This window comes from Streptomyces sp. NEAU-174 (genome assembly GCF_052665095.1).
The window spans coordinates 136,169-157,060 of the sequence record NZ_JBQTCE010000022.1 but is presented as its reverse complement, the minus strand read 5'-3'; the positions used below and the strand labels follow the sequence as shown (position 1 = coordinate 157,060).

At 70.4% G+C, this 20,892-nt stretch carries 16 protein-coding genes and 2 pseudogenes; 7 read left to right on the top strand and 11 right to left on the bottom strand.

From position 1 onward, the window contains the following. Nucleotides 1-195, bottom strand: a pseudogene (locus ACT2CW_RS43590) (hypothetical protein); the annotation flags it as partial. Nucleotides 196-395: 200 nt separating this feature from the next. On the opposite strand from ACT2CW_RS43590, the gene ACT2CW_RS43585 reads away from it, so the two are divergent. The 6 genes from ACT2CW_RS43585 to ACT2CW_RS43560 all read left to right on the top strand — a co-directional run bounded on the left by ACT2CW_RS43585 (nt 396) and on the right by ACT2CW_RS43560 (nt 6,699). Next, nucleotides 396-1,604 (top strand): AAA family ATPase, encoded by a 1,209-nt coding sequence (locus tag ACT2CW_RS43585; RefSeq protein WP_445520613.1) that lies wholly within the window; start codon nt 396-398, stop codon nt 1,602-1,604. Between the two features lie 69 nt (nt 1,605-1,673). After that, a complete protein-coding gene (locus ACT2CW_RS43580; RefSeq protein WP_445520612.1) occupies nt 1,674-3,482 on the top strand; it encodes a hypothetical protein in 1,809 nt (602 codons plus the stop codon). A 786-nt stretch (nt 3,483-4,268) separates the two neighbouring features. Beyond that, on the top strand, nt 4,269-4,907 hold the full coding sequence (locus ACT2CW_RS43575) for a DUF317 domain-containing protein (RefSeq protein ID WP_311766729.1): 639 nt from the start codon (nt 4,269-4,271) through the stop codon (nt 4,905-4,907). 188 nt (nt 4,908-5,095) lie between these two features. Beyond that, nucleotides 5,096-5,566, top strand: coding sequence for a hypothetical protein (locus ACT2CW_RS43570; protein ID WP_164426441.1), 471 nt, complete (start codon nt 5,096-5,098; stop codon nt 5,564-5,566). Between the two features lie 25 nt (nt 5,567-5,591). Next, nucleotides 5,592-5,993, top strand: a complete 402-nt coding sequence (locus ACT2CW_RS43565) for a hypothetical protein (RefSeq protein ID WP_164426443.1) — start codon at nt 5,592-5,594, stop codon at nt 5,991-5,993. A gap of 211 nt (nt 5,994-6,204) precedes the next feature. Continuing rightward, the gene (locus ACT2CW_RS43560) at nt 6,205-6,699 is read left to right on the top strand and encodes a hypothetical protein (RefSeq protein ID WP_445520611.1); all 495 of its coding nucleotides are present in this window, start codon (nt 6,205-6,207) and stop codon (nt 6,697-6,699) included. A 22-nt stretch (nt 6,700-6,721) separates the two neighbouring features. Here ACT2CW_RS43560 and ACT2CW_RS43555 read toward each other — a convergent pair whose 3' ends face one another. Continuing rightward, entirely contained in the window at nt 6,722-7,132 is a 411-nt protein-coding gene (locus ACT2CW_RS43555; protein ID WP_445520610.1) for a hypothetical protein, read from the bottom strand. A 335-nt stretch (nt 7,133-7,467) separates the two neighbouring features. On the opposite strand from ACT2CW_RS43555, the gene ACT2CW_RS43550 reads away from it, so the two are divergent. Further along, on the top strand, nt 7,468-8,811 hold the full coding sequence (locus ACT2CW_RS43550) for an endonuclease domain-containing protein (protein ID WP_445520609.1): 1,344 nt from the start codon (nt 7,468-7,470) through the stop codon (nt 8,809-8,811). Nucleotides 8,812-8,990: 179 nt separating this feature from the next. On the opposite strand, the pseudogene ACT2CW_RS43545 reads toward ACT2CW_RS43550, so the two are convergent. The 9 genes and pseudogenes from ACT2CW_RS43545 to ACT2CW_RS43505 all read right to left on the bottom strand — a co-directional run bounded on the left by ACT2CW_RS43545 (nt 8,991) and on the right by ACT2CW_RS43505 (nt 20,566). After that, nucleotides 8,991-9,737, bottom strand: a pseudogene (locus tag ACT2CW_RS43545) (phosphotransferase family protein). Between the two features lie 203 nt (nt 9,738-9,940). Beyond that, nucleotides 9,941-10,762, bottom strand: a complete 822-nt coding sequence (locus tag ACT2CW_RS43540) for a hypothetical protein (RefSeq protein ID WP_445520608.1) — start codon at nt 10,760-10,762, stop codon at nt 9,941-9,943. A 124-nt stretch (nt 10,763-10,886) separates the two neighbouring features. Continuing rightward, the gene (locus ACT2CW_RS43535) at nt 10,887-11,774 is read right to left on the bottom strand and encodes a hypothetical protein (RefSeq protein ID WP_445520607.1); all 888 of its coding nucleotides are present in this window, start codon (nt 11,772-11,774) and stop codon (nt 10,887-10,889) included. Beyond that, complete coding sequence (locus ACT2CW_RS43530) at nt 11,771-12,700, bottom strand: C40 family peptidase (RefSeq protein WP_445520606.1); 930 nt, start codon at nt 12,698-12,700, stop codon at nt 11,771-11,773. Before ACT2CW_RS43530 ends, ACT2CW_RS43535 begins: the two co-directional genes overlap by 4 nt. Then, nucleotides 12,697-13,716, bottom strand: coding sequence for a replication-relaxation family protein (locus ACT2CW_RS43525; RefSeq protein ID WP_445520605.1), 1,020 nt, complete (start codon nt 13,714-13,716; stop codon nt 12,697-12,699). Before ACT2CW_RS43525 ends, ACT2CW_RS43530 begins: the two co-directional genes overlap by 4 nt. 75 nt (nt 13,717-13,791) lie before the next feature. Next, complete coding sequence (locus ACT2CW_RS43520; RefSeq protein WP_445520604.1) at nt 13,792-16,197, bottom strand: type IV secretory system conjugative DNA transfer family protein; 2,406 nt, start codon at nt 16,195-16,197, stop codon at nt 13,792-13,794. After that, complete coding sequence (locus ACT2CW_RS43515) at nt 16,194-18,056, bottom strand: VirB4 family type IV secretion system protein (RefSeq protein ID WP_445520603.1); 1,863 nt, start codon at nt 18,054-18,056, stop codon at nt 16,194-16,196. Before ACT2CW_RS43515 ends, ACT2CW_RS43520 begins: the two co-directional genes overlap by 4 nt. Continuing rightward, nucleotides 18,053-19,000: a PrgI family mobile element protein gene (locus ACT2CW_RS43510; protein WP_445520602.1), complete on the bottom strand. Its 948-nt coding sequence runs from the start codon at nt 18,998-19,000 to the stop codon at nt 18,053-18,055. Before ACT2CW_RS43510 ends, ACT2CW_RS43515 begins: the two co-directional genes overlap by 4 nt. 6 nt (nt 19,001-19,006) lie before the next feature. Further along, a complete protein-coding gene (locus tag ACT2CW_RS43505) occupies nt 19,007-20,566 on the bottom strand; it encodes a hypothetical protein (protein ID WP_445520601.1) in 1,560 nt (519 codons plus the stop codon). Nucleotides 20,567-20,892: the final 326 nt, after the last annotated feature.

Sequence of the window (20,892 nt, the reverse complement as noted above, 5' to 3'; positions counted from 1 at the left end):
CCGCGCCGGGTGGCCGCGCCGGGTGGCCGCGCCGGGTGGCCGCGCCGGGTGGCCGCGCCGGGTGGCCGCGCCGGGTGGCCGCGCCGGGTGGCCGCGCCGGGTGGCCGCGCCGGGTGGCCGCGCCGGGTGGCCTGGGGAAGCGTCGTCCACCCGGCCGTGCACGACGCAAAGCGTCGTGCGCCTGCGAATTGCCATGAATTCCCGTTCGTGAATTCGCGAGAATTCCAGCAATTCCCAGCCCGGATTGATATCGAAGAGGGTCGCGCGTCGAGCTATATTGGTCGTGTTCCCGGGAATTCCGGGAAACGAATCCAGGCCAACGGGGTCCGCCTGAATACGGGTTACAGGTGGAGTATGCCCGAAAGGCTCCGGGGCTGCGAAAAGGAAAGACTGCGATGACCAGTGCCGCTCAGTTGTCTCCGACGCCCAACTCGGCCACACCGAACCCTCCGACGGGCCCGTCGGCCTCCACAACCCCGTTGAATGGGAAGGCCCGCCCGGGCGAGTTGCGGGCCCGTATCGCGAAGGCCCTGGTCGGAGGCCCGCCGGGTGCGCAGTTCAGTGTCACGGAGTTGGTCAACATGCTGGGGCATTCCGGCGGTGCGATCGGTAACGCGTGTGAAACCCTCGTGCGCCGAGGTGAAGCGGTGCGAGTCGGTTTCAACCCCCGTATGTACCGGGCGACAGCGACCACCGCCGCAGCCGCCGCACAGGCCACGGCACCCAGGGCCCCCGGCCCGGCCCGTACGCCCCCGGCCCCGCCATCCGCCGCTCGGCCGACGCCTGCCGTTGGCTCGCCGGGTGGGCGGCCCGGGCCGGTGACCCGCCCGAACGGGCAGCAGTATCACCCCAGGGCGCTGGCCAACCTCCCCGATGTCGAGGCGCTGCGGCGGCTACGCGAGGCGGGTGTGCCGGTGTTGCTGTACGGTCCGCCGGGGACGGGCAAGACCTCGCTGATCGAGGCCGCCTTTCCGGACCTGATCACGGTTGCCGGGGACGGTGACACAACGGTCGGTGACCTGATCGGGGAGTACACCCAGGACGAGCACGGTGGTTATGAGTTCATCTACGGCCCGTTGGTGACGGCTATGCAGGAGGGGCGGGCCCTGCTGCTGGACGATGCGACCCTGATCTCCCCGAAGGTACTGGCCGCGCTGTATCCGGCGATGGACGGGCGGCGCCAGATCCAGGTCAAGGCGCATAAGGGCGAGACGATCAACGCCGCCGAGGGCTTCTACGTCATCGCGGGCCACAACCCGGGGGTTCACGGAGCGGTGCTCACCGAGGCCCTCGCCAGCCGGTTCTCGGTACAGATCCAGGTGGGGTCGGACTACGACCTGGCAACCGCCTTGAAGATCAACAGGACGGCGGTACGGATCGCGAGGAACCTCGCCACCTGCCAGCAGGCCGGTGAGGTCGGCTGGGCGCCGCAACTACGCGAGTTGATTGCGTTTCAGAAGATCGCCGATGTCCTGGGTGTCGAGGCGGCCTTCGCCAATCTGGTCGGTATCGCCCCGCTCGAAGACCGCGACACGGTCGCCGAGATCGTCACCAAAGCCCTGGGTAAGCCGGTTGCCGCCCTGTCCCTGGGCCGCCAACTCTGACCAGCGCCTCCGGCCCACAGGCCACCACCCCACGCACCCCCGACGCCCGCAGAAAGGCACCGATCCGCCATGCCCGCGCAGACCACAGCCCACGTACAGCACCAGCCGCCCGCACTATCGGAGGCCGAATGGGCTCAAGCCAGGTGGGAGGACGACGGCGGCCCGCCGTTCGAACCCCGCCCGGCCGCGCAGGCCGGGCAATGGATCCGGATCGCCGCAGCCCTGACCGAACGGCTCCCCGAACTCGCGGACCGCAAGGACGTGATCGTCACCTGCCAGCACGGCACCCGCTCCGGCGCCCCTGGCGCCTTCTACCCCACCACGGCCGAGCTGGAGATCGACGCCGCCCTCTTCACCCCGCTCCCACCGGCCACCATCAACCCCGACCGACGCGGTGACGAGGAACGCTACCCGGCCGCCTGGGGAGTCCTGGTCCACGAGGCCGCGCACGCCGCGCACAGCATCTGGACCACCCCGCCCAACCTGCGCGGCACCGCCCTGGACAGGGCGGCACAGCTGTTGGAGGAGTCCCGCGCCGAACACGCTCATCTCACCCGCCGCCCCGCCGACCGCCCGTTCCTGCGATCGGCCGTCAACACCCTTATCCTCGCCGACATCACCGGCCAGACCCCCAGCAGCCGCTGGCAGGCCGCCCGGGCCGCCGGTCTGATCCTCGCCCGCAGGGATGCCGGAATCCTCGACCCGGACGAAACCGAACCCCTCGAACAGGCCGTCACCAGCATCCTCGGCCCCGACCTGCTGGACACCCTCACCCAGATCTGGACGGCGGCCCACACCACCGCCGACGACGACGCGCCCGGCATGTTGGCTCACGCGCATGCCTGGTGCCAAGCCCTCGGAACACCAGCCACCGCACCCGAACCCACCGGCGGCGGACCAATGGGCGAACTCGCCGAGGCCATCGGGAAGGTGACGGTACGGGTGCAGGCGAACGAGGCCGCGCAGGCCGCCGCACAGGCGCGGGTCGCCGCCGCCCGGGCCGCCCGGGCCGAGGCGAAAGCCGCGCAGGCCGCCCACGAACGGCAAGCGGCCAAAACAGCAGAACGGGTCTTCGCGCCCGGAGCGCGACCGTTCACACCCGGCAAACCGCGCAAGGGCAACACCCCGTCCCCGGTGACCGGCACCCGGCTGCCGACCGCAGGTGAGAAGGTTGCCGCCGGACAGCTCGCCAGGGCCCTGCGGGCCGCCGCCTACCGCGAACGCATCACCACCCATACCGCCTCGGCCGCCCCGCCCGGTCGCCTGAACATGCGCCAAGCACTCGCCCGGGAGGCCCAGAAGGCGGCCGGAGCCACTCCCACGGCCACACCCTGGACCCGGACCCTGCGCCGCCCCATCCCCACACCGCCACTGCGCGTGGGAATCGCGGTCGACGTGTCCGCATCCATGAACAGCGCAGCAGACCCGATCGCCTCGGCCGCCTGGATCCTGACCAAAGCCACCGCACTGACCGACCCCGACTCACGCACCGCCATCGTGGCCTACGACCGGGCCCTGACCGCCATCACCGCACCCGGCAGCGCCCCCACCAGGGTCACCCGCTTCGAGGCCAGGGGGCTGGGACACAGCCTCGCCGAGGCCATCGACGCCCTGTGCGCCGGGCTCGCCCTCACCCAGCCCGGAACGGGCCGCCTGCTGGTCATCGCCTCCGACGGCTACTACCACCCCGACGAAGCCACCCGCGCCGCCCAACGCATCACCACCCTGAAGAACGCCGGATGCGCGGTGCTATGGCTCGCCTTTGCACCCGACCCGTGCCCGCTACCGGGGGCCACGCCGCTGGAACTGACCCACCCGGCCCAGGCCATCACCGCGATCGCCAAAGCCGCGACCACCGCCCTCACCGCCACCCGATAGCCGTCCCACCGCACCGCCCGCGCACCGGAACCCCCACACGCCCCCGGCCCAACCGGGCCGGGGAGCCGACTCCCACCCGGGGCCCCGGGCCCGTTGCCTGACCGGTCGAACCCGGCACCCGCCGGGCGCCGCGCACCCCACGACACGATGCGTCGCCCGCTTGCGGAATACCCCTCCGATACGGTCGCGAATTCGCGATAATTCCAGCAATTCGCAGCCGCCATCAATGTCGACCGATCCCCAATATCGAGCTACATTGGTCGCATTCCCGGCAACAACTGGAATCGGAAATTCGCAGAGAATTAACTAGAAGAAGCTGCTACGGGAGACATGTGCCCATGAGGTTGGGTGACGAGGGGTGCGGTCGAATTCGGATTCAAAGTCCGACGAAAGAGGCCGCAGGCTAAGTGCCACCTGACGTGCCCAGCAGCCCGGCAGAGGTCCCAACCGAAGGCATGCTGGTCCGCCACGACGACCGGATGACAACACACCGCCCTCGATTTCCCTATCCCATTCACAAAGAGCGACAGGTCATGTCACATCACCAACACGCCATATACCGCGACACATTCCCACGTCGCCGCCACCAGCGATCGGCACAGGCCACTGCCATTCCGGTGGCCCGAACGGCGGGGCCGCGAATACCTCACAGCCCGAAACGACGCCGACAGTACGGATCCCCCACCCGATACCCGCCCGGAGTTCATCATGCAGAACCGGAATCGCCCTAGCACGCCGCGCTATCTGATCTCGCCCCGTTACCTCGCAGGGCCTGACCCCGCCGCCGTGACCACAGCCGACGACGTGCTTCTGGCAGCCGGATGGAGGGCAACCCGCGAGCCGTGCCACACCGACTACCACGACCCCAGCGGCCAGCGCCACGCACGCCATCTCCACAGCCGTGCCGAGCGCCCCGGGAAGCCTTTGATGGCCTGGGAGTTCACGGCCAGTCCCTGCCGTGCCGCACGTGTGACCTGGACGGCGTGGTTCTCCCACGACACCCCACCCGAAATCACCGCCGCATTCGCCGCCGCCGTGGCCGACGACACCCCCGGGCCCGCGCCGAAGGACGGCCCGCGCTACCTCCTGCCGCCCCAATCCCCCCACAAGGCCGTCGAGGCACTGGCCACAGCCGGATGGATCCGCGACATCGGCCACCAAGACGACTCCTGGTACGCCCCCAATGAGCAGGCCGTCGTCATCACCACCGTCCCCGGCACCACCGGGAAGTGTGGAGCGAACTGGCTGTGCGCCGCCCGCCGCGCCGCCGACGCCATGGTGCTGTGGGTCGCCGTAGCCTCCCCGGCCACCCCGACCCACTTGATGGCCGCCCTATGCCGCGCCCTCACCGACCCGGCCCCGGTCCCGCGCCACACCCTCCCGGATCCCGAGGTAGGCGCTTTGACCGTCACCCGGTGCCCCTGAACACCGCCCTGCTCAAGCCCTGTTCCCCGTACGCACGAGGAGCGATCGGTGCCCAGACCACCGCCAAAAAGGCCTGCGCCAGGGAACGCACCCGTATCCGCCCAGCCTGACCGCCATCCGCCCGAGCCGCCTTCCGGCAACTCACCAAGGCGCCACCGCCAGCACCGGACACAAGGAGAACACTGCCCATGACCTCCATCGCCGAACAAGCTCAGGCAGCCTCCGCCTTCATCCAGCAGACCGCTGCCGCCAGCGAATACGGACCCCACCGCGGCCTCGACCACGCCCGCACCGCCGTACGCCTCGCCAGCACCCTCGGCCTCAGCCTCCAGCACATCACCATCACCCCGGACAGCAAGCGCCGCGCCACACCCGGCGAACCCCTCCTGGCCATCGCCACCTGCCCGACCACCCGTACCCAATACACCTTCCTCGCCCGCTACCCCCTCTACGAGGACGAGGCCTTCGAACTCCTAGGCCCCTGTCCCGTGTGCGCCGCGCCCGTACCGCTGGCCGCCGTCCGCCACCTCGCTGACCTCGGCACCCATCTGGCCACCGGACCAGCCCTACTCGGCAACGGCCCGACCCCGACCACCTACCCCGACACCTTCGACACCGACGAAGGACACGCCCCGACCTGCCGCTATGGCGCGGCATAAGCCCCCCAAGCGGAAGGTCACCCCCATGGACAGTCCCCTCAGCAACCCGCGGTCCCACACCAGCCCATCCACCTTCGCTGGTCCCGGCGAAAGCACCCTGCGCACCGCCCTGGGCAACGACGGCTACGCAACGCTACGCCGCCACCGACGCCTCACCGACACCGCGCTGGGGCCCCTCGCCGAACTGCTCTGGACCACCGCACAAGAAGCCGACCGCCTCCACGCCGAACTGCGCTACTACGCCAGGAACACCTGCGACCACGTACGTCACGTCCCAGCCCACGCGAACCAGGCCGATGTCGTCCCGCTCGGATTCCTGCAACACACCAGCCGCGCCATCGACGTGAACGCCACCCGCTACGTACAGCAGATGAACCAGCTCAACCTGGTCATCGAGGCCTACAAACTCGCCCTCCTCGCTGCATAACCGACATCTACCTAGCGCTCGCCGCCTCCGGCAGGGCACCGCTGCACCCCGAGCCGCCACGGCCTATGAGCAGTCCGCCGAGCACCCGCGCCCCGACCCGACTGTCGGGACCGCGGGCCAACCCGCCGCGCGCATTCCCCGCACCACCGCCATGCGCTACTGCGCGCACCCACCGGACAGCACCGAACACCAGATGAAGGGAACCGCCCCCATGACGACACCTGACCTCCACCACCACCGCGCCCTGGTCCACAAGATCCTCACCCAGAGCCAACGCCTCCTCATGCGCGACGCCGTCAGCGCACGATCCGCACTCGCGAGCGTGCTGAACACCGCGACCGAGCACGTCTGCAACAAGCACGCCACCCGCGTCTCACCCCACCACGCTGTATGGCTCGAAGCAGAAGCCGCCTGCCATCTGATCAACGCCGCCGGATGGCAGCTCACCGGACTGACCGACCCGACCCTCCCGCATTACCTGGTCCGCCTCGACCAACGCCCCTACCCGGCACGGCTGCGCCTGCTGGACACCGCAGCCCACCGCGCTAACCCCGACCGCCCCACCACACTGCCCACCGTCTCCCTTCCCCAGCAGCGCACCGGCGCCCCCACGGCAAGCCATAGACGGGTGGACCCCTGCCCGTGCGCGTGCAACAGCGGCGGCTCCTGCGGCGGCTGCGGACACGCAGGGTGCGGTGGCCGGTAACGCGATCACATGAGGAGCTCTGTCAGCGGCTTGTGCGACGGCTGCTGACAGGGCCTTTTCCATGCATGCCATGGGGAGAGTCAACGGGTCGGGTCTTGCCGTGGATGATCTGGACGAGCTGTTCCAGGATTTCTGCGGCGCGCCCAGCGGTCTCGGGGCCTTCCAGCATCGTCAATAGCTCGTCGACTCGTGCGCGGGCCAAAGCGCTCTGCACTGCGGGGGCCTCGCCTTGGTCGCGCAGCAGGGCTGCATGGAGCTCCCTGTAGGCGGTCAGCACGGCCGAAGTCCGCGGCTCCGGAGCGTCGGGCACGTAAAGCCAGCCAGCATGCCGATCGAACCACCACAACAGACCCAACTGCGGATCCAACCTGCGAGGGACTCGACGGCGAGCGGCGAGCTCGTGCTGTTCCAGCAGTCCGACGACCGACGGCATCCGCAACCTCCCGGGGAGCGACGAAACGACACGTCACCACTCCCACCAGATCACGGCCCCTACGCCTGAACAGCGAAAACACCGCCCTCAGATTTGGACCGACAACAGCCGCTAAGGACTCTGTTGCTCAATTCGTCTGGGCTCGGGGACCGCTGATACGCAAGAGTGACCTGCCTGGTTTTTGATGTTATGGCGGTGAGGCTGCGGGCACGGGACTGACGAACCAAATGCTCAGGCATAAGCAGTTGCGGGCGGCGGATGCGGCGTGGGCGGCGGCCCGGCTGACCGAGGCGCTTGGCATCCGTTGCCGCGTTGCGGGCCGTTAGCCTGTCGGTATGTCAGAGCGTGTCATGCCCGGTCGCACGGACGGCCTGATCACCCTGAGTGCCGCGGACGCTCTGTGGGTCGATGTGACGGCCGACAGTGCTGTGCCGACGGTTTCTGGGGCATTGACCTGCCCTCCTGCCCATGCCCGGGTTGGGTACGTCCTGCTCGGCGGCCATGTGGTGGAGACGGTGAGGGCGAGCGGCGGTCAGTGGAGTGTTCCGGAGGCTGAGGTGCGCCGGGCGGCCGCGGAACTGAACGCGGTGGCGATGGATCGGCGGGACCTGGTCCGCATCGGTCCGTTTCGTGGGGCGCCGAGACAGAAGTGCGACGAAGAAACGCAGCTGCGTTGGCGCCGGCGCATCGCGGGGGAACTGCGGGAGCCGAGCGGCCCCGAGCGGGCAGCACGAGGTGAAGTCGGTCGGCCGTACCATCTGGCGGGGATCGACTGGCGACAGATACTCGTGGAGCAGACCCGCGACGGGACGCAGCGGACGTGGTGGCTTCCGCGCGCAGTGGTCAGGCTGCTCGACGCGGCCGAGCACGCCGAAACGCAGTGGGTGCAAGCCGCGCGGACCCGCCAGGCAAGCGCAGCCGCCACCGAGCCGCCCTCCCACCCCCGTCAGGCCCAAGACGCCGACGGTTGGCAGACGACGAACCCCGAGGGCCCCACCGCCTCACCGCACCCGTACAACGGAGAGCTGGAAGGCCAGCTGTACTCGGTGCTCAGCAGGAAGCCCGGCACCTCCCGCAGGGTGGCCGGGTGGGTGTGCGCCGTCTGCCGCACCGCGCCTGCCACCGTGCTCGACCACTGCCACGAACACGGCTACGTCCGCGCCCCTGTCTGCCAGTCCTGCAACACCCAGGAACGCCCCGACCACCTGTACAGCAACGACATCCGCGTGGCGAACCGCTACACACGCCTCTTCGACACCGGCGCCGACGACTGGCTTCGCCACTGGCACCGCTGCCCCGGCTGCCGCGCACGCACCACCTTGCCCCTTCCGCACCTGGCCGCATGGACCGCCCACATAGCCTGCCGATCGCTGCGCCCGACCCACCGCGCTTCCGGCGGGCGCGAGCCCTGCGGTGTGCTGCGCGTGTCCTGGACGGGCAGTCAGAACGCGCCCCGTTCCTGCCTGCTCACTGTCGCAGTCGATTTCTGTCCCTCCGGCGAGCACCGTGTCCTGGCGCGAGTCCCCTACCGCGAAGCCGCCGAGCGGTTTCGTCTCTGGTTGGCCGAGACGGCTCCTGCTGTGGCCGCCGCGGCCGGTCCTGACCGCTTGGACGGACTCCCTGCCCAGTTCCGGCCAGTTATCGCGGACACCAGCGGCGAGGGCCTGGCACTGTTCTGAGCGGGCACCGGGAGACCTGACACCTCAACGACCCCTCGCAGCTACCGGCGCCCGACACGGTCACCTTGCACGCCCCAGCGAGATACGCAGCAGAGTGAGTAAGGGCAGGCGATGCGCCCCAAGGAGCTGGCCTGCTCGATGCGTCAGAACGCACTCGTAGCAGTCGGGCCCGCGCAGTCTCACATCCGGGATCTCAGCACGTCGACCTCACAGCCCGGCGCGGTCGGGTCGAAGCCATGCTCGACCCGTCAGCGAATCGCCAGCAGGCTTCGCAACGACCGCCACGCGTGGATCACGTCGAGGTCGATGTCGGTGCCATAGCCGGCGATGAGGTCGTCGAGGTGTTCCTCGTGTCCGAGCGTGAAGGTGGCGAGGTCGTGCAGGGCATCGCCCTGGCCCGCCTCGGACCAGTCGATGATGCCCGTGATCTCGTTGCCGTTGACGAACAAGTGAGTGATCTGCAGGTCGCCGTGCGTGAACGCCGGAGTCCACGGTTGGAGCGCGGCCTCGGCGACCTGGCGGTTGCGGGTGACCAGGTCGGCGGGCAGGGCGCCGTTCGTCACGAGCCACTCGCACTCGCCGTCGAGTTCTGCGGCCAACTCGTCGAGGCCCTGGCCCGCCCGGCCGGGCCAGGGCGGCAACGGCGCGTCGTGCAACTTCCGGATGGCGGCACCCGCCGCAGCCCACGCCGCCGGGGACGCGGTCGACGGCTCGCCGAGGCGGCCGAGCGCCGTCCCCGGGACCGCCGCGATCGCGAGCACGGGCGGCTTGCGCCACAGGACCTTCGGGGTCGGGACCGGCGCCAGGGCCATCGCCTCGACCTCGACGTCGATGCGCGCCTGATCTGCGTCCACCTTCAGGAACACGTCGCCGACGCGCAAGGTCGCGCGCTCGGAATGGGCGGCGACGACCTTGACCTCATCCATGGTGCCCAGTATCCCGGGATGACCGTCGACGTCGCCGGGTTTATCGCGACGCGTTCCGAACTGGCTCCTGATGACTCCAGGCTGAGCGTCTCATCACCTGAAAGCCACCAGCGAACGATCGAACACGACGCGGATGGACGGTACGTGCCGGGTACCGTCCCAACTGAATGGCGGTACCCGGCCGCTGGTCCGTTCGTGCCGGTCTATGCCTCGCCGCCTCTGGTTGCTGCCGTGGTGATGCGGTAGGTACGTGGGTGTTCGGTGACCTGTTCGGCGATGCCCTGCTTGGTCAGGGTGACCAGGGCGTTGGCGATGGCGCCGGAACTTTTCTCAATGATCCGGCTGATGCGTGTGGCGGTGAATGCTTCGTCGGGGTGAGCGGTGAGGTGGCCGATGACCATCTGGCGCAGGGCACCAGGGGCGAGGCGGATCCGGTGGCCGCTCTGGTTGACGGTTGGCTGGGTCTCTTCCGTCTTTGTGTCCTCCGAAGCTGCCTCGCTTGTCGGAGGTTCGAACGCTGGCGTCGGCGCTGGCGCCGGCGCATCGTCGTCTTCTACTCCCTGCGAGGGGTCGCTCGCAGAGCCCCGTTCCCCGTCTTCATCAGCGTCGCCGTGTTCTGAGGCGTCGTCCTCGGATGCGGGGGACTCCGCAGCGGGCGCGGGGTGGGCATGGTGCTCGGTGGATTGCTCGTGGATGTCGTTGTCGGCGGTCGGCGGTTCGTCCGTCGTGTCCGGTGAGGTGCTGGTGTCGGGGTCGGGTGGGGGCGTGGGTGTGGGGTACCAGTAGTTGACGGGGCGGCCGTTGCCGTCGGGAGCGGCGCTCTCTCGGTGGGCGAGGCCGGTCTGTTCGAAGTGGCGGAGGGCCTTGGTAGTGGTGGACCGGCCGGCACCGGCGGCTTGGGCGAGGGTGGTGCTGGTGGTGCCGGGCTGGTTGTTCAGTGCGGCCCATACGGCGGCGGTGGCGCCGGTTAGCTGAGCGGGGTCGGGTTGGTTGGGGGTGGTTGTGGTGTTGGTGGTGGTTGGCATGGTGGGGTCTCCCGCGTGGGGTGGTGGGTGGTTGTGGAGAGAGCCCCGGCCGGGGTGCTCGCGGCGCGTGGCCTACGCGGTGGTCCGCGGCGACGACTATGAACGCTCTGTGGCGGCCGACTAGTCAAGCCGCTCCCGTCCCCCCGGCGGGTGCTTCTTGGAGCGGCCCGCCGGGTGCGGTTTGGGGTGCGGGGTGAGGTGCGGGTGCTCCCGGGGTGCGCTCGGTGTCGAGCCGGGTGCGGAGCTCTCGGGCGCGGTGTTGGCCCAGGTGCAGGTGGCGGCGGAGCTGGCGGATGCTGATCGGCTGACCGGTGCGCTGGCGGGCCGCCAGATCCAGCGCGAGAGCCCGCGCGTACATATCGGCGTCTGCGCGGCTGTGTCCGTCGGGCTGGTCCACGGGGCCGTCGGGGGTGGGTTCGTGGCTGTCGTGGCGTGTGGTGGCCGTTGTCGGGCCGACGTCTTCGTCGTCGGTACGTTCGGAGGGTGGTGGAGTGGGGGGTGCGGGTGCTCCCGGTGTGTTCCTGAGGTGCTCCTCGCGGTGGTTGTTGTGGGGTGCGGTGGTGGGGTGCGGGTGTGTTTGGGAGGTGCAGCGGCGGTAGGCGGCGACGGTTTCGGTCAGGCCGATGAGGAGCAGGGGTGGTACTGCGTGGAGGAGCACTCCGGCGGGGTCTGCGTGGCGGGGCCAGCCGATGTGGTCGTCGGGCCAGAGGGAGGTCCAGGTGTTCATGACGGTGGCGGCCAGGCCGGTGGACCAGCGCAGGGTGGTGGACCAGCGTGGTGGGGGGATGTTCCAGGCGGCGAGTCGTGCGTCGGCGTAGAGGACGCTGGTGAGGGTGAGGGCGACCATCGGGTCGAGGAGGACGGCGATCGGCCAGGGGATGTGGTGATCGACCGCGAAGAGGGTGACGTTGACGGCGGTGAAGATGAGGGCGAGGGCGGCGACGCCGGCCAGGATGCGGACGAGCGTGCGCATCAAGGTGTCGATCTCGGCGGGGCTGGGATGCGTGCTCACCGGCTACCGCGCGGGCTCGGGCGGGTCGCGCCTTGATAGGTGGGGCCGGTCAGCTGGACGCGGGTTTCTCTGACCACGGCGCCGGGGTGGGGTGCGTCGATCATGTGGTGGTGGCCGCTGTAGATGCCGACGTGCGTGACGGCCCCCGGACTGGTGCCGAAGAACAGCAGGTCGCCTGGTAGGAGGGGTGTTCCGGCGGGGAGGCGGGGGCCGGCGTCGTACTGGGCCTGTGCCACGCGGGGGAGGTTGATGTGGATGGTGGCGTAGGCGGCTTTGGTGAGGCCGGAGCAGTCGAAGCCGCCCTCGGCGGGGCCATCGCCGCCCCAGACGTAGGGGGTGCCGAGCTGGCGGCGGGCGAAGGCCACCACCTCCCGGCCGACAGCGGAGGTGGTGGGGAAGGCGGCGTAACGTCGTGCGATCCGTAGAACGTCTGCGACGTAGGTGCGGGAGGGGTTGTAGGCGTAGATCGCCCGCTCGATGTTCTTGTGGTGCCGGGCGCCGTGTGTGCACAGCAGGCGCGCTGCGGCGTATACCGCATCGACCGGATCCCACGGCGTCGGAGGTCTGCGTCCACCTGCTGGTACCGGATGTGCGTAGAGCTTGAAGGTCGACGGCAGGAATTGCATCGGCCCTACCGCTCCTGCGGAGGATCGCATGGTGGGGTGGCGTCCGTGGTCGGTCTCGGCCTTGCCGATGGCAGCGAGGATCGTCCAGGACAGCCCCGGGCACTCGGGGGCGGCCCGCTGGTACAGCGCCAGCATGCTCGCAGGGATGTCCCGCAGCGCGTTCCTGCCCGGGGCGGTGGTGGTGCCGCTGGAGCCGGGGATCAGGAAGCTGAGGAGTGCGGCGATCGCGAGGGCGGCGAGCAGGGGAAGGGCGATGAGCGCGCAGCCGACCCCGGTGGTGGTCTTGGCGAGCAGGCTCATCGGCCGTCCGGCGTCGTGGGTGGCCGGGGTGGGATGGGCAGAGTGAGGGCGGTGTCGGCGTCGGTGGGGTCGATGCTGGCCGGGGTGAGGTCTGGCCAGTGGGTAGTGAGGCCGGTGAGGGTGGTGCGGCGTGCTGCGGGGTGGAGGGGTGCCCACCAGGGGCCCCAGGGGGTGTGGGTGGTGAAGTCCGCGGAGGAGGTCGCGACATACAGGCCGAGGTCGCGGGCGGGTTGGGTGAGGCGGTGGCGGAGGGCGCGGTCGCGGGAGGCGGTGCAGGTGTGGATGAGGAGGGCGGGGCGGGTTTTGGTGGAGGTGGTGAAGGCGGCGTAGCCGGCGAGTTTGGCTTCGACGCGGGGCAGGGGCTGGGAGCCGGTGTCGTATTCGAGGAAGAACGGCAGCAGGACCGGGTTGTCCGCGTCGGTTGTGGTGGGGTCGGGGTGGTGCCAGTGGGCGTAGGCGTCGGGGCGGATCATGTCGTCCCAGCGTCTGGCGCAGGACCGTTCGGACAGCCACAGCGTCAGGCGGCCGTGGGTGGCGTTTGGGGTGGGGGCGGCGAGGTGGGTGAGGAGTTCGTTGACGCCGATGTCGTGGCCGAGGGATGGGGAGTAGGCGATGCGGCCGGTGGTGGTGGGGCGCCAGCCGAGGGCCGCGGGTTCGCATCCTGCGTGGGCGGCGATGACGCTGACGCCGGTGGGGCCGAGGGTGTAGTGCTCGGGTGCGGAGCCGTGCTGGGTCAGGGGGCGAAAGGAGTCCAGGACGGCGTGGTGGTGAAGGACGCGCAGGCGCCGTTGGGCGGAGCGTTGGCTGCTGAAGGCGATGCGGGCGATCTGTGGGGTGGTCAGGACGCGGTGTTCGTGAACCATGGCGGTGATCCACAGGTCGCGGGCGGTGAGGCTGCGGGTGAGGGCAGCAGGGTCCGCGCGGTGCCGTGGGGGTGTGGGACGGGGCCGGGTGACTGCGGCGCGCGCGGTGTAACGCGAGCCGGGGCCGGAGGCGGGGCGGGGCAGAGCGGGCATGGGCGGATCACCACCAGGGCATCGATCGGAAAAGGCCGGGTGAGCGGAAGAGAGGGCGCGTGGCGGATTCGGTGGTCAGGGGCGAGTGGTGCGGGTGTGCGTCGTGCGGGCCGCTGCGGCGGTGCGGAGATCGGCTGCGCGGCCGGGGACGGGGGGTGGGAGGGGCCGGGTGGTGAGGGTGAAGGCCGGGGATTCGGCGCCGGCGGTGAGCAGGTGGGCGGCGGCTTGGTAGGGGCCGAGGTGCGCGAGGTCGTGGGCGGTGAGGGTGGGGAGGGTGTGGCGTTCCAGGGCCGAAGCGTCTTCGGGAGAGGCGTTGAAGAAGATCTTGTTGCGGGCGTTGGCGGAGATGCCTTCCCGCAGGTCGCGGGGGAGCTGGGCGAGGTGCTGGTGGGCCAGTGCCATGGACAGCCGGTAGCCGCGGGCTTCGGCGAGCATGTCCTCCAGCGGGTAGGGCAGGGTGAGGAAGTTGTGCGCCTCGTCCACGTAGAGGGAGGCGTCGATGCGCTGGTGTTCGGGGGTGCGGGCGCGGGCTGAGGCCGCTTGCCAGGTTCCGGCGACGATGAAGGAGCCCAGCAGCCGTGCGGTTTCCTCGCCGAGAGCGCCTTTGGGGAGACGGGCGAGAAGGATGCCGCCGTCGAGGACCTGGGTGAGGTCGAAGGTGGAGGGTCCGGCGGAGATGGCGCGGCGGGCGAAGTCGCGCAGCAGGAACGCGCGCAGCTTGTTCATCACCGGGCCGACCACGGCCGCGCGGGATGGTTCGGACATGGACTCGTACCAGGCCCAGAAGCCGCGTAGTACGGGGTCTTTGATGGTGGGGATCAGGCGCAGGCGGTAGGCGGGTTCGCCCAGGAGCCGGGGGACGTCGGCGAGGGTGACGAGCTGACCTGTGTGGGCGCGGTGTTTGAGCAGGGTCAGGCATGCGGCGCGCATGACGTCGTCGGTCCTGGGCCCCCAGAAGGCGGTGAAGATGCGGCGGAAGATGCCGGTGAGGTTGTCGACGACCACGTCGATGTCGGCCCCGTCCAGGACGTTCAGGCACGGTGGGGCGTGGGAGTCATCCGGGTCGATGAGGACCAGGCGGTCGGCACAGGTGTCGGGCAGGCGGTGCAGGAGGTCGGTGACGAGGTCGCCCTTGGGATCGATGACGATCGCGCCCCGATGATTGCGGACATCGTCGAGAACGAGGTGGGCGACCAGGGTGGATTTGCCGGAGCCGGTGGCCCCCATCAGATGGATGTGGTGTCGGGCGTCCGCGACCGCGAGACCGACCGGGCGGCGGGCGCCGGTGTCGGAGTGGCCCAGCGGCTTGACCCCGGCACCGGGGGTCGGCTCGGGGACCGTGGGTGGTGGGAGGACTGAGCGGGCTCCCGCACGCCGCACGCCGGGGGCGTCCGCGTCGAGGGGCAGATGGGCCAGGGCCGCCAGTTCCGGGACCGACAGCAGCGCCGCACGCTGCGGGAAGACCCGCCCTTCCAGCCATCGCTCGGGGTGGACGAGTCGGGTGCGGGCGAGCCAGTTGAGTTCCGCGTACAGGCCGAACGCGGAGGCCAGCGCATGCGCACGCCCCCGCACCACATCCCGCGCACGCTCCTCCTCACGTGTGCAGGTGGCCGCGTAGGTGATGGACGTGTGCCATTGAGGGCCGGTGAGTTTGGCGGCGGACTGGCGGACCGCGGCACCGTGCTCGACATCCTGCCGCCGGGCCAGTACTGGCTGCGGTCGGTGCAGCAGGAGCGCGCCGAGCGCGGGCAGCCGCGGTGCGGAGTACCCGGCTTTCAACCGCCGCGCGGAGCGGCGGGCCCGCCGCACTGCGGCGCCGGTTGCCGGGCGGACGAGGATCTGCACGAGCGCGGTCTCGCCCTCCCTCATACCGGTGGCCGCCTGCAACAGGGCCCGGAGTGGGTCGGCCGCGTGCTCGGTGCGCAGCGGCAGCACCTCTGGCCGGGCCGGGCGCAGCCGCCCCGCCGTCACCACATGGCCAGACGGGATGAGCTCCGGTGGTTGTTGGACGCGGGTGTGGGCGCCGGGCCAGGCCGCCTCCACCGCCCGCCGCACCAGCCCCAGCGGCACGGTCCCCGGCACCCACAGCCGGATGCCCAGCCCCGTCGGCGACCACGCGTACTCGAACCCCAGATGCGGCTGGCCATCGGCAAAGCGTCGCCACCACGGCCGCAGCAGACCCGCCAGCTGCGCCCACAACACGTCACCCCCCCTGGCAGGGATCTGAGGCGGAGTGAGGATTTCGACGCAGCGTGCGTTGTCGGCGAAGCGCTGCTGGCGGCTGCGCCGGATCCGGCCGCGGGCGGTGGTGACACACACGGCGACCGCCGTTGCGACCGGTACGAGCACGGGCATGTACGGGGCGGCCCAGCCGAGAACTGTTCGGGTGATGGAGGTCCAGAAGGCAGTGGGGTCGGTGAGGAAGTCCACCACCGGGCCACGGGGTGGTGCTGTCCCGGCGACGGACGTGGTGACGGTCATGGGTTCCACGTCTCTTCGCCGAGAGCGTGGCCGAAGGAGGAGTCGTCGGGGGCGGTGTCCTCGGTCCAGTGCTGGGCGGCGAGTTCTCCGGGGTCGGTGGTGATGATCTCGTGCTCCCCCGGGGCGGCTACGGAGATCAGCGCGACCTTGCGGCGTTCCCCGGCCAGCAGCAACGCCTCGCCCCTCCCGGCGGACAGCAGGAACTCCCGCTCACCGTGGGAGAGCCGGAACGAGGCGCTGATGGTGTCGATCGCTTGTGGGGCCTGCCGGAGCAGAATCTGGGTCGCCGCGTTCGCGACCACCGCTCTCCCCAGCGGCGAGCCGAGGACGTCATCTGCGTCCTGAGTGATGACGGCCAGCCCCGTCCAGTTTTTACGGGCGGCCTTGGCCATCCGGAACAGAAAACGTGCCCCGGCCTCGTCACGCATCAGCAGCCACGCCTCGTCCACGATCACCAGATGCTTGCCTCCCCTGCCTTGATCCGTGACTTGGCGCCAGATCGCATCCAGCGCCAGCAGCATCGCCGGAGCCTTGACCTCCTCCGGCAGCAGCCGCAGCGTGAAGACCACCAGATGGCCCGTGGTGCTCGCCGTGCTGTGGCCGTTGAAGACGCAAGCATGTGAACCGGTGACATACGGCGCCAGCCGCTCCACCAGCCCCGCAGCCACCTCACTCCCGTCCTCGTCCAGAACCTCCGCGAGGTCGGCGAGTACTGGCGGGGTCCGCGTCCAGGTCCGCGCATCCGCTGTGATCCCCGCCCGGGCGTAGGTGGCCAGGAGCGCCCGGTCGAGCACAGCTTCCTCCGCGCCCTTCACCTCGGCGCCGAAGAGCACAGCCAGGAAGCGGTGCAGAAACAGCACCCGCCGCGTCAGGACATCCTCACCGCCAGCCTCGCCGCGACAAGGGAAGTCGAAGGGGTTGAGGCGTACGCCGTCGGCACCGAGCGCCACGACGGTGCCGCCGACGGTCTCGGCCAGGCGTACGTATTCGTCTTCCGGGTCGACGACGCAGGCGGTGACCCCGGTGAACAGCAGCCGCAACAGCTCCAGCTTGGCCAGGTAGGACTTGCCGGCCCCGGAACGGGCGAGGGTGACCGAGTTGTAGTTGTCGCATCCGAAGCGGTCCCACAACACCGGCGCGCCGGAGACGGCGTTCAGCCCATACAGCACCTGCGACCCCGGACCGGCCCCGGCTCCAGCAGCATCGGCGGGAGCGGGCAGCTCGGGGCTGGCGAAGGGGAAGCAGGCGGCGAGCGCCGCAGTGTCGAAGGTGCGGCGGATCTTCAGCGTATCGATCCCCAAAGGCAAGGTGGCCAGCCAGCCGGGCAACGCCCGGTAGGTCGTCGGTGCGACCGTCACCAGCAGTGACTCCGCGACCGCTTTGACAGCGGCGACCTGCTCGGCCAAGGTCTCCTCGTCCGCAGCGTGGACGGTCATGTACAGGCCGACATGGAAGAGCTTTCCCTCGCCACGGGCGATCCGGTAGGCGAGATCGGCCGCGTCCGCAGCGGCGGCCTCGACCTCCGGATTGTCCAAGTGCCCCTTGTCGAATGCGCCGCGTCGTCCGGATTCCAACCGGGCACGCTGCTTCTTCAGCCCGGCCGCCGCGACCGGGTTCGGGACCGGTTCGATGTGGAGCGCGATGTCCAGGTGTCCGGGGAAGGCGAGGAGGGGTGCCAGCCAGCCGGGGCTGACCTCGGCCGGGTAGCCGGTCACGACCAGGGTGGAGGCCAGGTGGCCCACGATCGCGAGGGTACGGGCATGCACCTCAAGCGCCTCCGGCCCCGCAGGCTGCAACAGCTCTCCGGCCTGGACGGCCTCATGGTCCGCGCGGCGCCGGTTTCGGGGACGTCGGATCATGCCTCGGCTCCTTGCGCTTCCGTATCGAGCGGCGGTGTGGGGGGATCGGGGTTGCAGGCGGTGGTGATCAGCGCTGTGGTCTGCTCAGGGTCGAGTGGTGTGACGCTGATACCGGCGGGAGCGAGCCCACGAGTCGCCTCCTGGAGGCGCTGGATGGCCCGTCCGCTACAGGCAGAAGGCCGGGCTCGGCGCGGCGGTGTCTCTTCCCGTGCGACAAGGACGATCTGGCGGGTCAGCAGGTCCCTGGTCCCGGCGAGATGGGCAAGGTAGTCGGCGTGCGCGCGGGCCGCCCGCTCCAGCGCCGGGTGCGGCAGAGCCGGGGCACCGTGGTGGAGCTGGTCCACCAGAGGCGTGAGATCGGTGCGGTGACAGCGGAGCAGGAGCTGGGTCGGGCCGGTCAGCGAGTTGAGCCAGCGCCCGAACCCTGCGACCAGACCCTGCTGCTCGGCACCGCTGTGCAGGTCGAAGTTGACCGGCGAGCAGACCCCCAGCGCCGCCTGCCCCTGCTCGGCCAGATCGACCGTGCCCACCGGGCCGACACCGCGATACGGCATCCGCACCGGCACTGGCATCGGCCCGGCTGCCTTGCCCATCTCGTTGTTCACGATCTCAGGCAGCGCGGGCACGCCTTCCGGAGCATGCACCCGCCGCTTGGGGACACGGGCGTGAGCGAGGGCGGCGAGGAGGAACCGGTCCAGGCCGATGCCCTCCCGAGCGCCCACCGCGACCGCGGTGACAGCTCCGGCCACGGGCACCACCATCACCAGATACGCCAGCGGCGGCATGAACGGCCGCGCGAGCCAGTACCCGCCGTACAGCACCAGTACGCACCCGGCCAGGATGGCGGTCTGCCGCGCGGTCAGCGGGCCCAGCACGCGGTCCGGGCGCGCGATATCCGCCGGGATCCGGGTCGTAGCGACACCGTCGTCGTATCCATCTGTCATGAACACTCACCTCCGGGGCGGTTCAAGAGGAAGCCGCAACTGCACCGGGCGTACGGGCCGGGCACGCACCCGCTCGGCCGGAATCCGCAGCACCATCTGCCGCGAGGCCATCCGCGGAACGGGCCGGCCGAGGGGAGGTCGCGTGGACGAGGGGGAGGCCGAGCCGCTGGCCGCGGTGTGCGGTCGCGGGACGCGCTCGGTCCGGATCGGCAACCAGGTCTGGACCGGCCGCGGCGGACGGGAGGAGACGCGCTGCGCGGTCACGGGCAACGTCAGTTGCCGCTTGCGGCGTGCCTGTGCGGGATGGACCACGGTGTGTGGACCCTTCTGCTGAGAAGTACCAGATGAGGCCACTCGCGAGCCAGTGCTCAGGCGGCCCGCCGGTCCCCTTGGGAGCGTGCGCGCCGCTGTCGAGCCGGCCGCCGGGGCTCCGGCTCGGGCCGCGCCCGTGCCCACAGGCCCCGAAGGGTTGCTGCCGGGAGTCGGAGAGCCAGTGGTTGTACCGGGCCCAGAACCGGGCGCTCCGCTCGCCGCGGCAGCCGAGCCAGTGCCGAGCCACCCGCGGCCCAGTGGCGAGCCTGGTTGCGGTCCCGGTCGTGGTGGACGTCCGCCGCCACCGCCGGGACGTCCACCCCCGCCACCGGGCCGGCCACCTCCGCCACGGCCACGGCGCAGCAGGGATGGGCCGGGGAGATAACGGTCCATGAGCCGGTACAGAGCCAGGGTCCGCAGCATCCTCACCGCGGTGGGCGCGTGCGGGTTGTGGATCGGGGTGGCGCGGAAGACGACCTGCATCGTCCAGCCGGGGATCTTGAACAGCACCCAGAACAAGGCGAGCCCGGCCAGCATCGTGCCCAGCTGATCCGAGTACGGAATCCCCAGTGCCGTGGCGCCGGGGGCGAAGAACAGCTTGAGCGCTACGATGAACGTCATCGACTGCGCGACCTGAATGACCAGGCACCCGGCGAGGCCGCGCCACCACAGCCGGGCCACCGGGTCGGTGAGCGGGTGGGCATGGCAGGCCAGCGCCAAGGGACCGGAGACGGCAAGCAGAGCCATGACGGCGACCCGTACGACAAAGCCGATCAGCACAGCCAGGATCAGCACGATCATGACGATCGACACGATCAGCAGGTAGATCTTCAGCCCGGGAGCGCCGAACAGGGAGAAGGGCAGTGCTCGTTCGACCAGGCCCTGCCCGGCGTCGGCCATGTCGAGGCCCACGATCGCGTGGGAGAGCGCATTACCCAGGGCGATGGCCTTGCCCATCACGGTCAGCGACGTCGCCGAAGCGATGATCCCGATCAGCAGGCGCGGGGCGATCTGTTTGAGCGCATACCGGGTCTGGACGGTCTCATATCCCATCACCGTGATCCCGCCCGCGGTCACGAACAGCACGTAGATCCCGGCTGTGATGCCCATCGACCCGGCCCATAGCCGTTTCAGGTCCGCGTGCCGGGTGACGTCGGGCGTGGCGAGGAGGGTGTCGGCGAGCAGCTCCCGCAGTGGCTTCATGATCTGCTCGACGATCATCCCCAGGAACGAGGTGATCGCGTTCACGATCATCCCCGGGATGTCGAGGAAACCGCCCAGGCCCCAGCCCGCCGGGGAGCAGTCACCGCTGGTGACCTCGCAGGCAGGAGGCGTCAGCCCGGGAGCCGGCTCCAGCCGCGGCCGCCGTGAGGGCTTAGGAGACGGACGGCCAGGAGCCGGACTCGGCCCGGGCGTGGCCTCGGGCCGAGTGGGACCCGCTCGGGGTTCGGGTGCGCTTGTCGCGGGTCCGGGCTGGGGACGCGGTTCTGGATCGGCCGGTACGGCAAGTGCCGGGAAGACCGCCGTGGGGAGCGCGACTGCCTGCGCGGGCGACCCGGTGAACGGCCCGGCGCCGATGA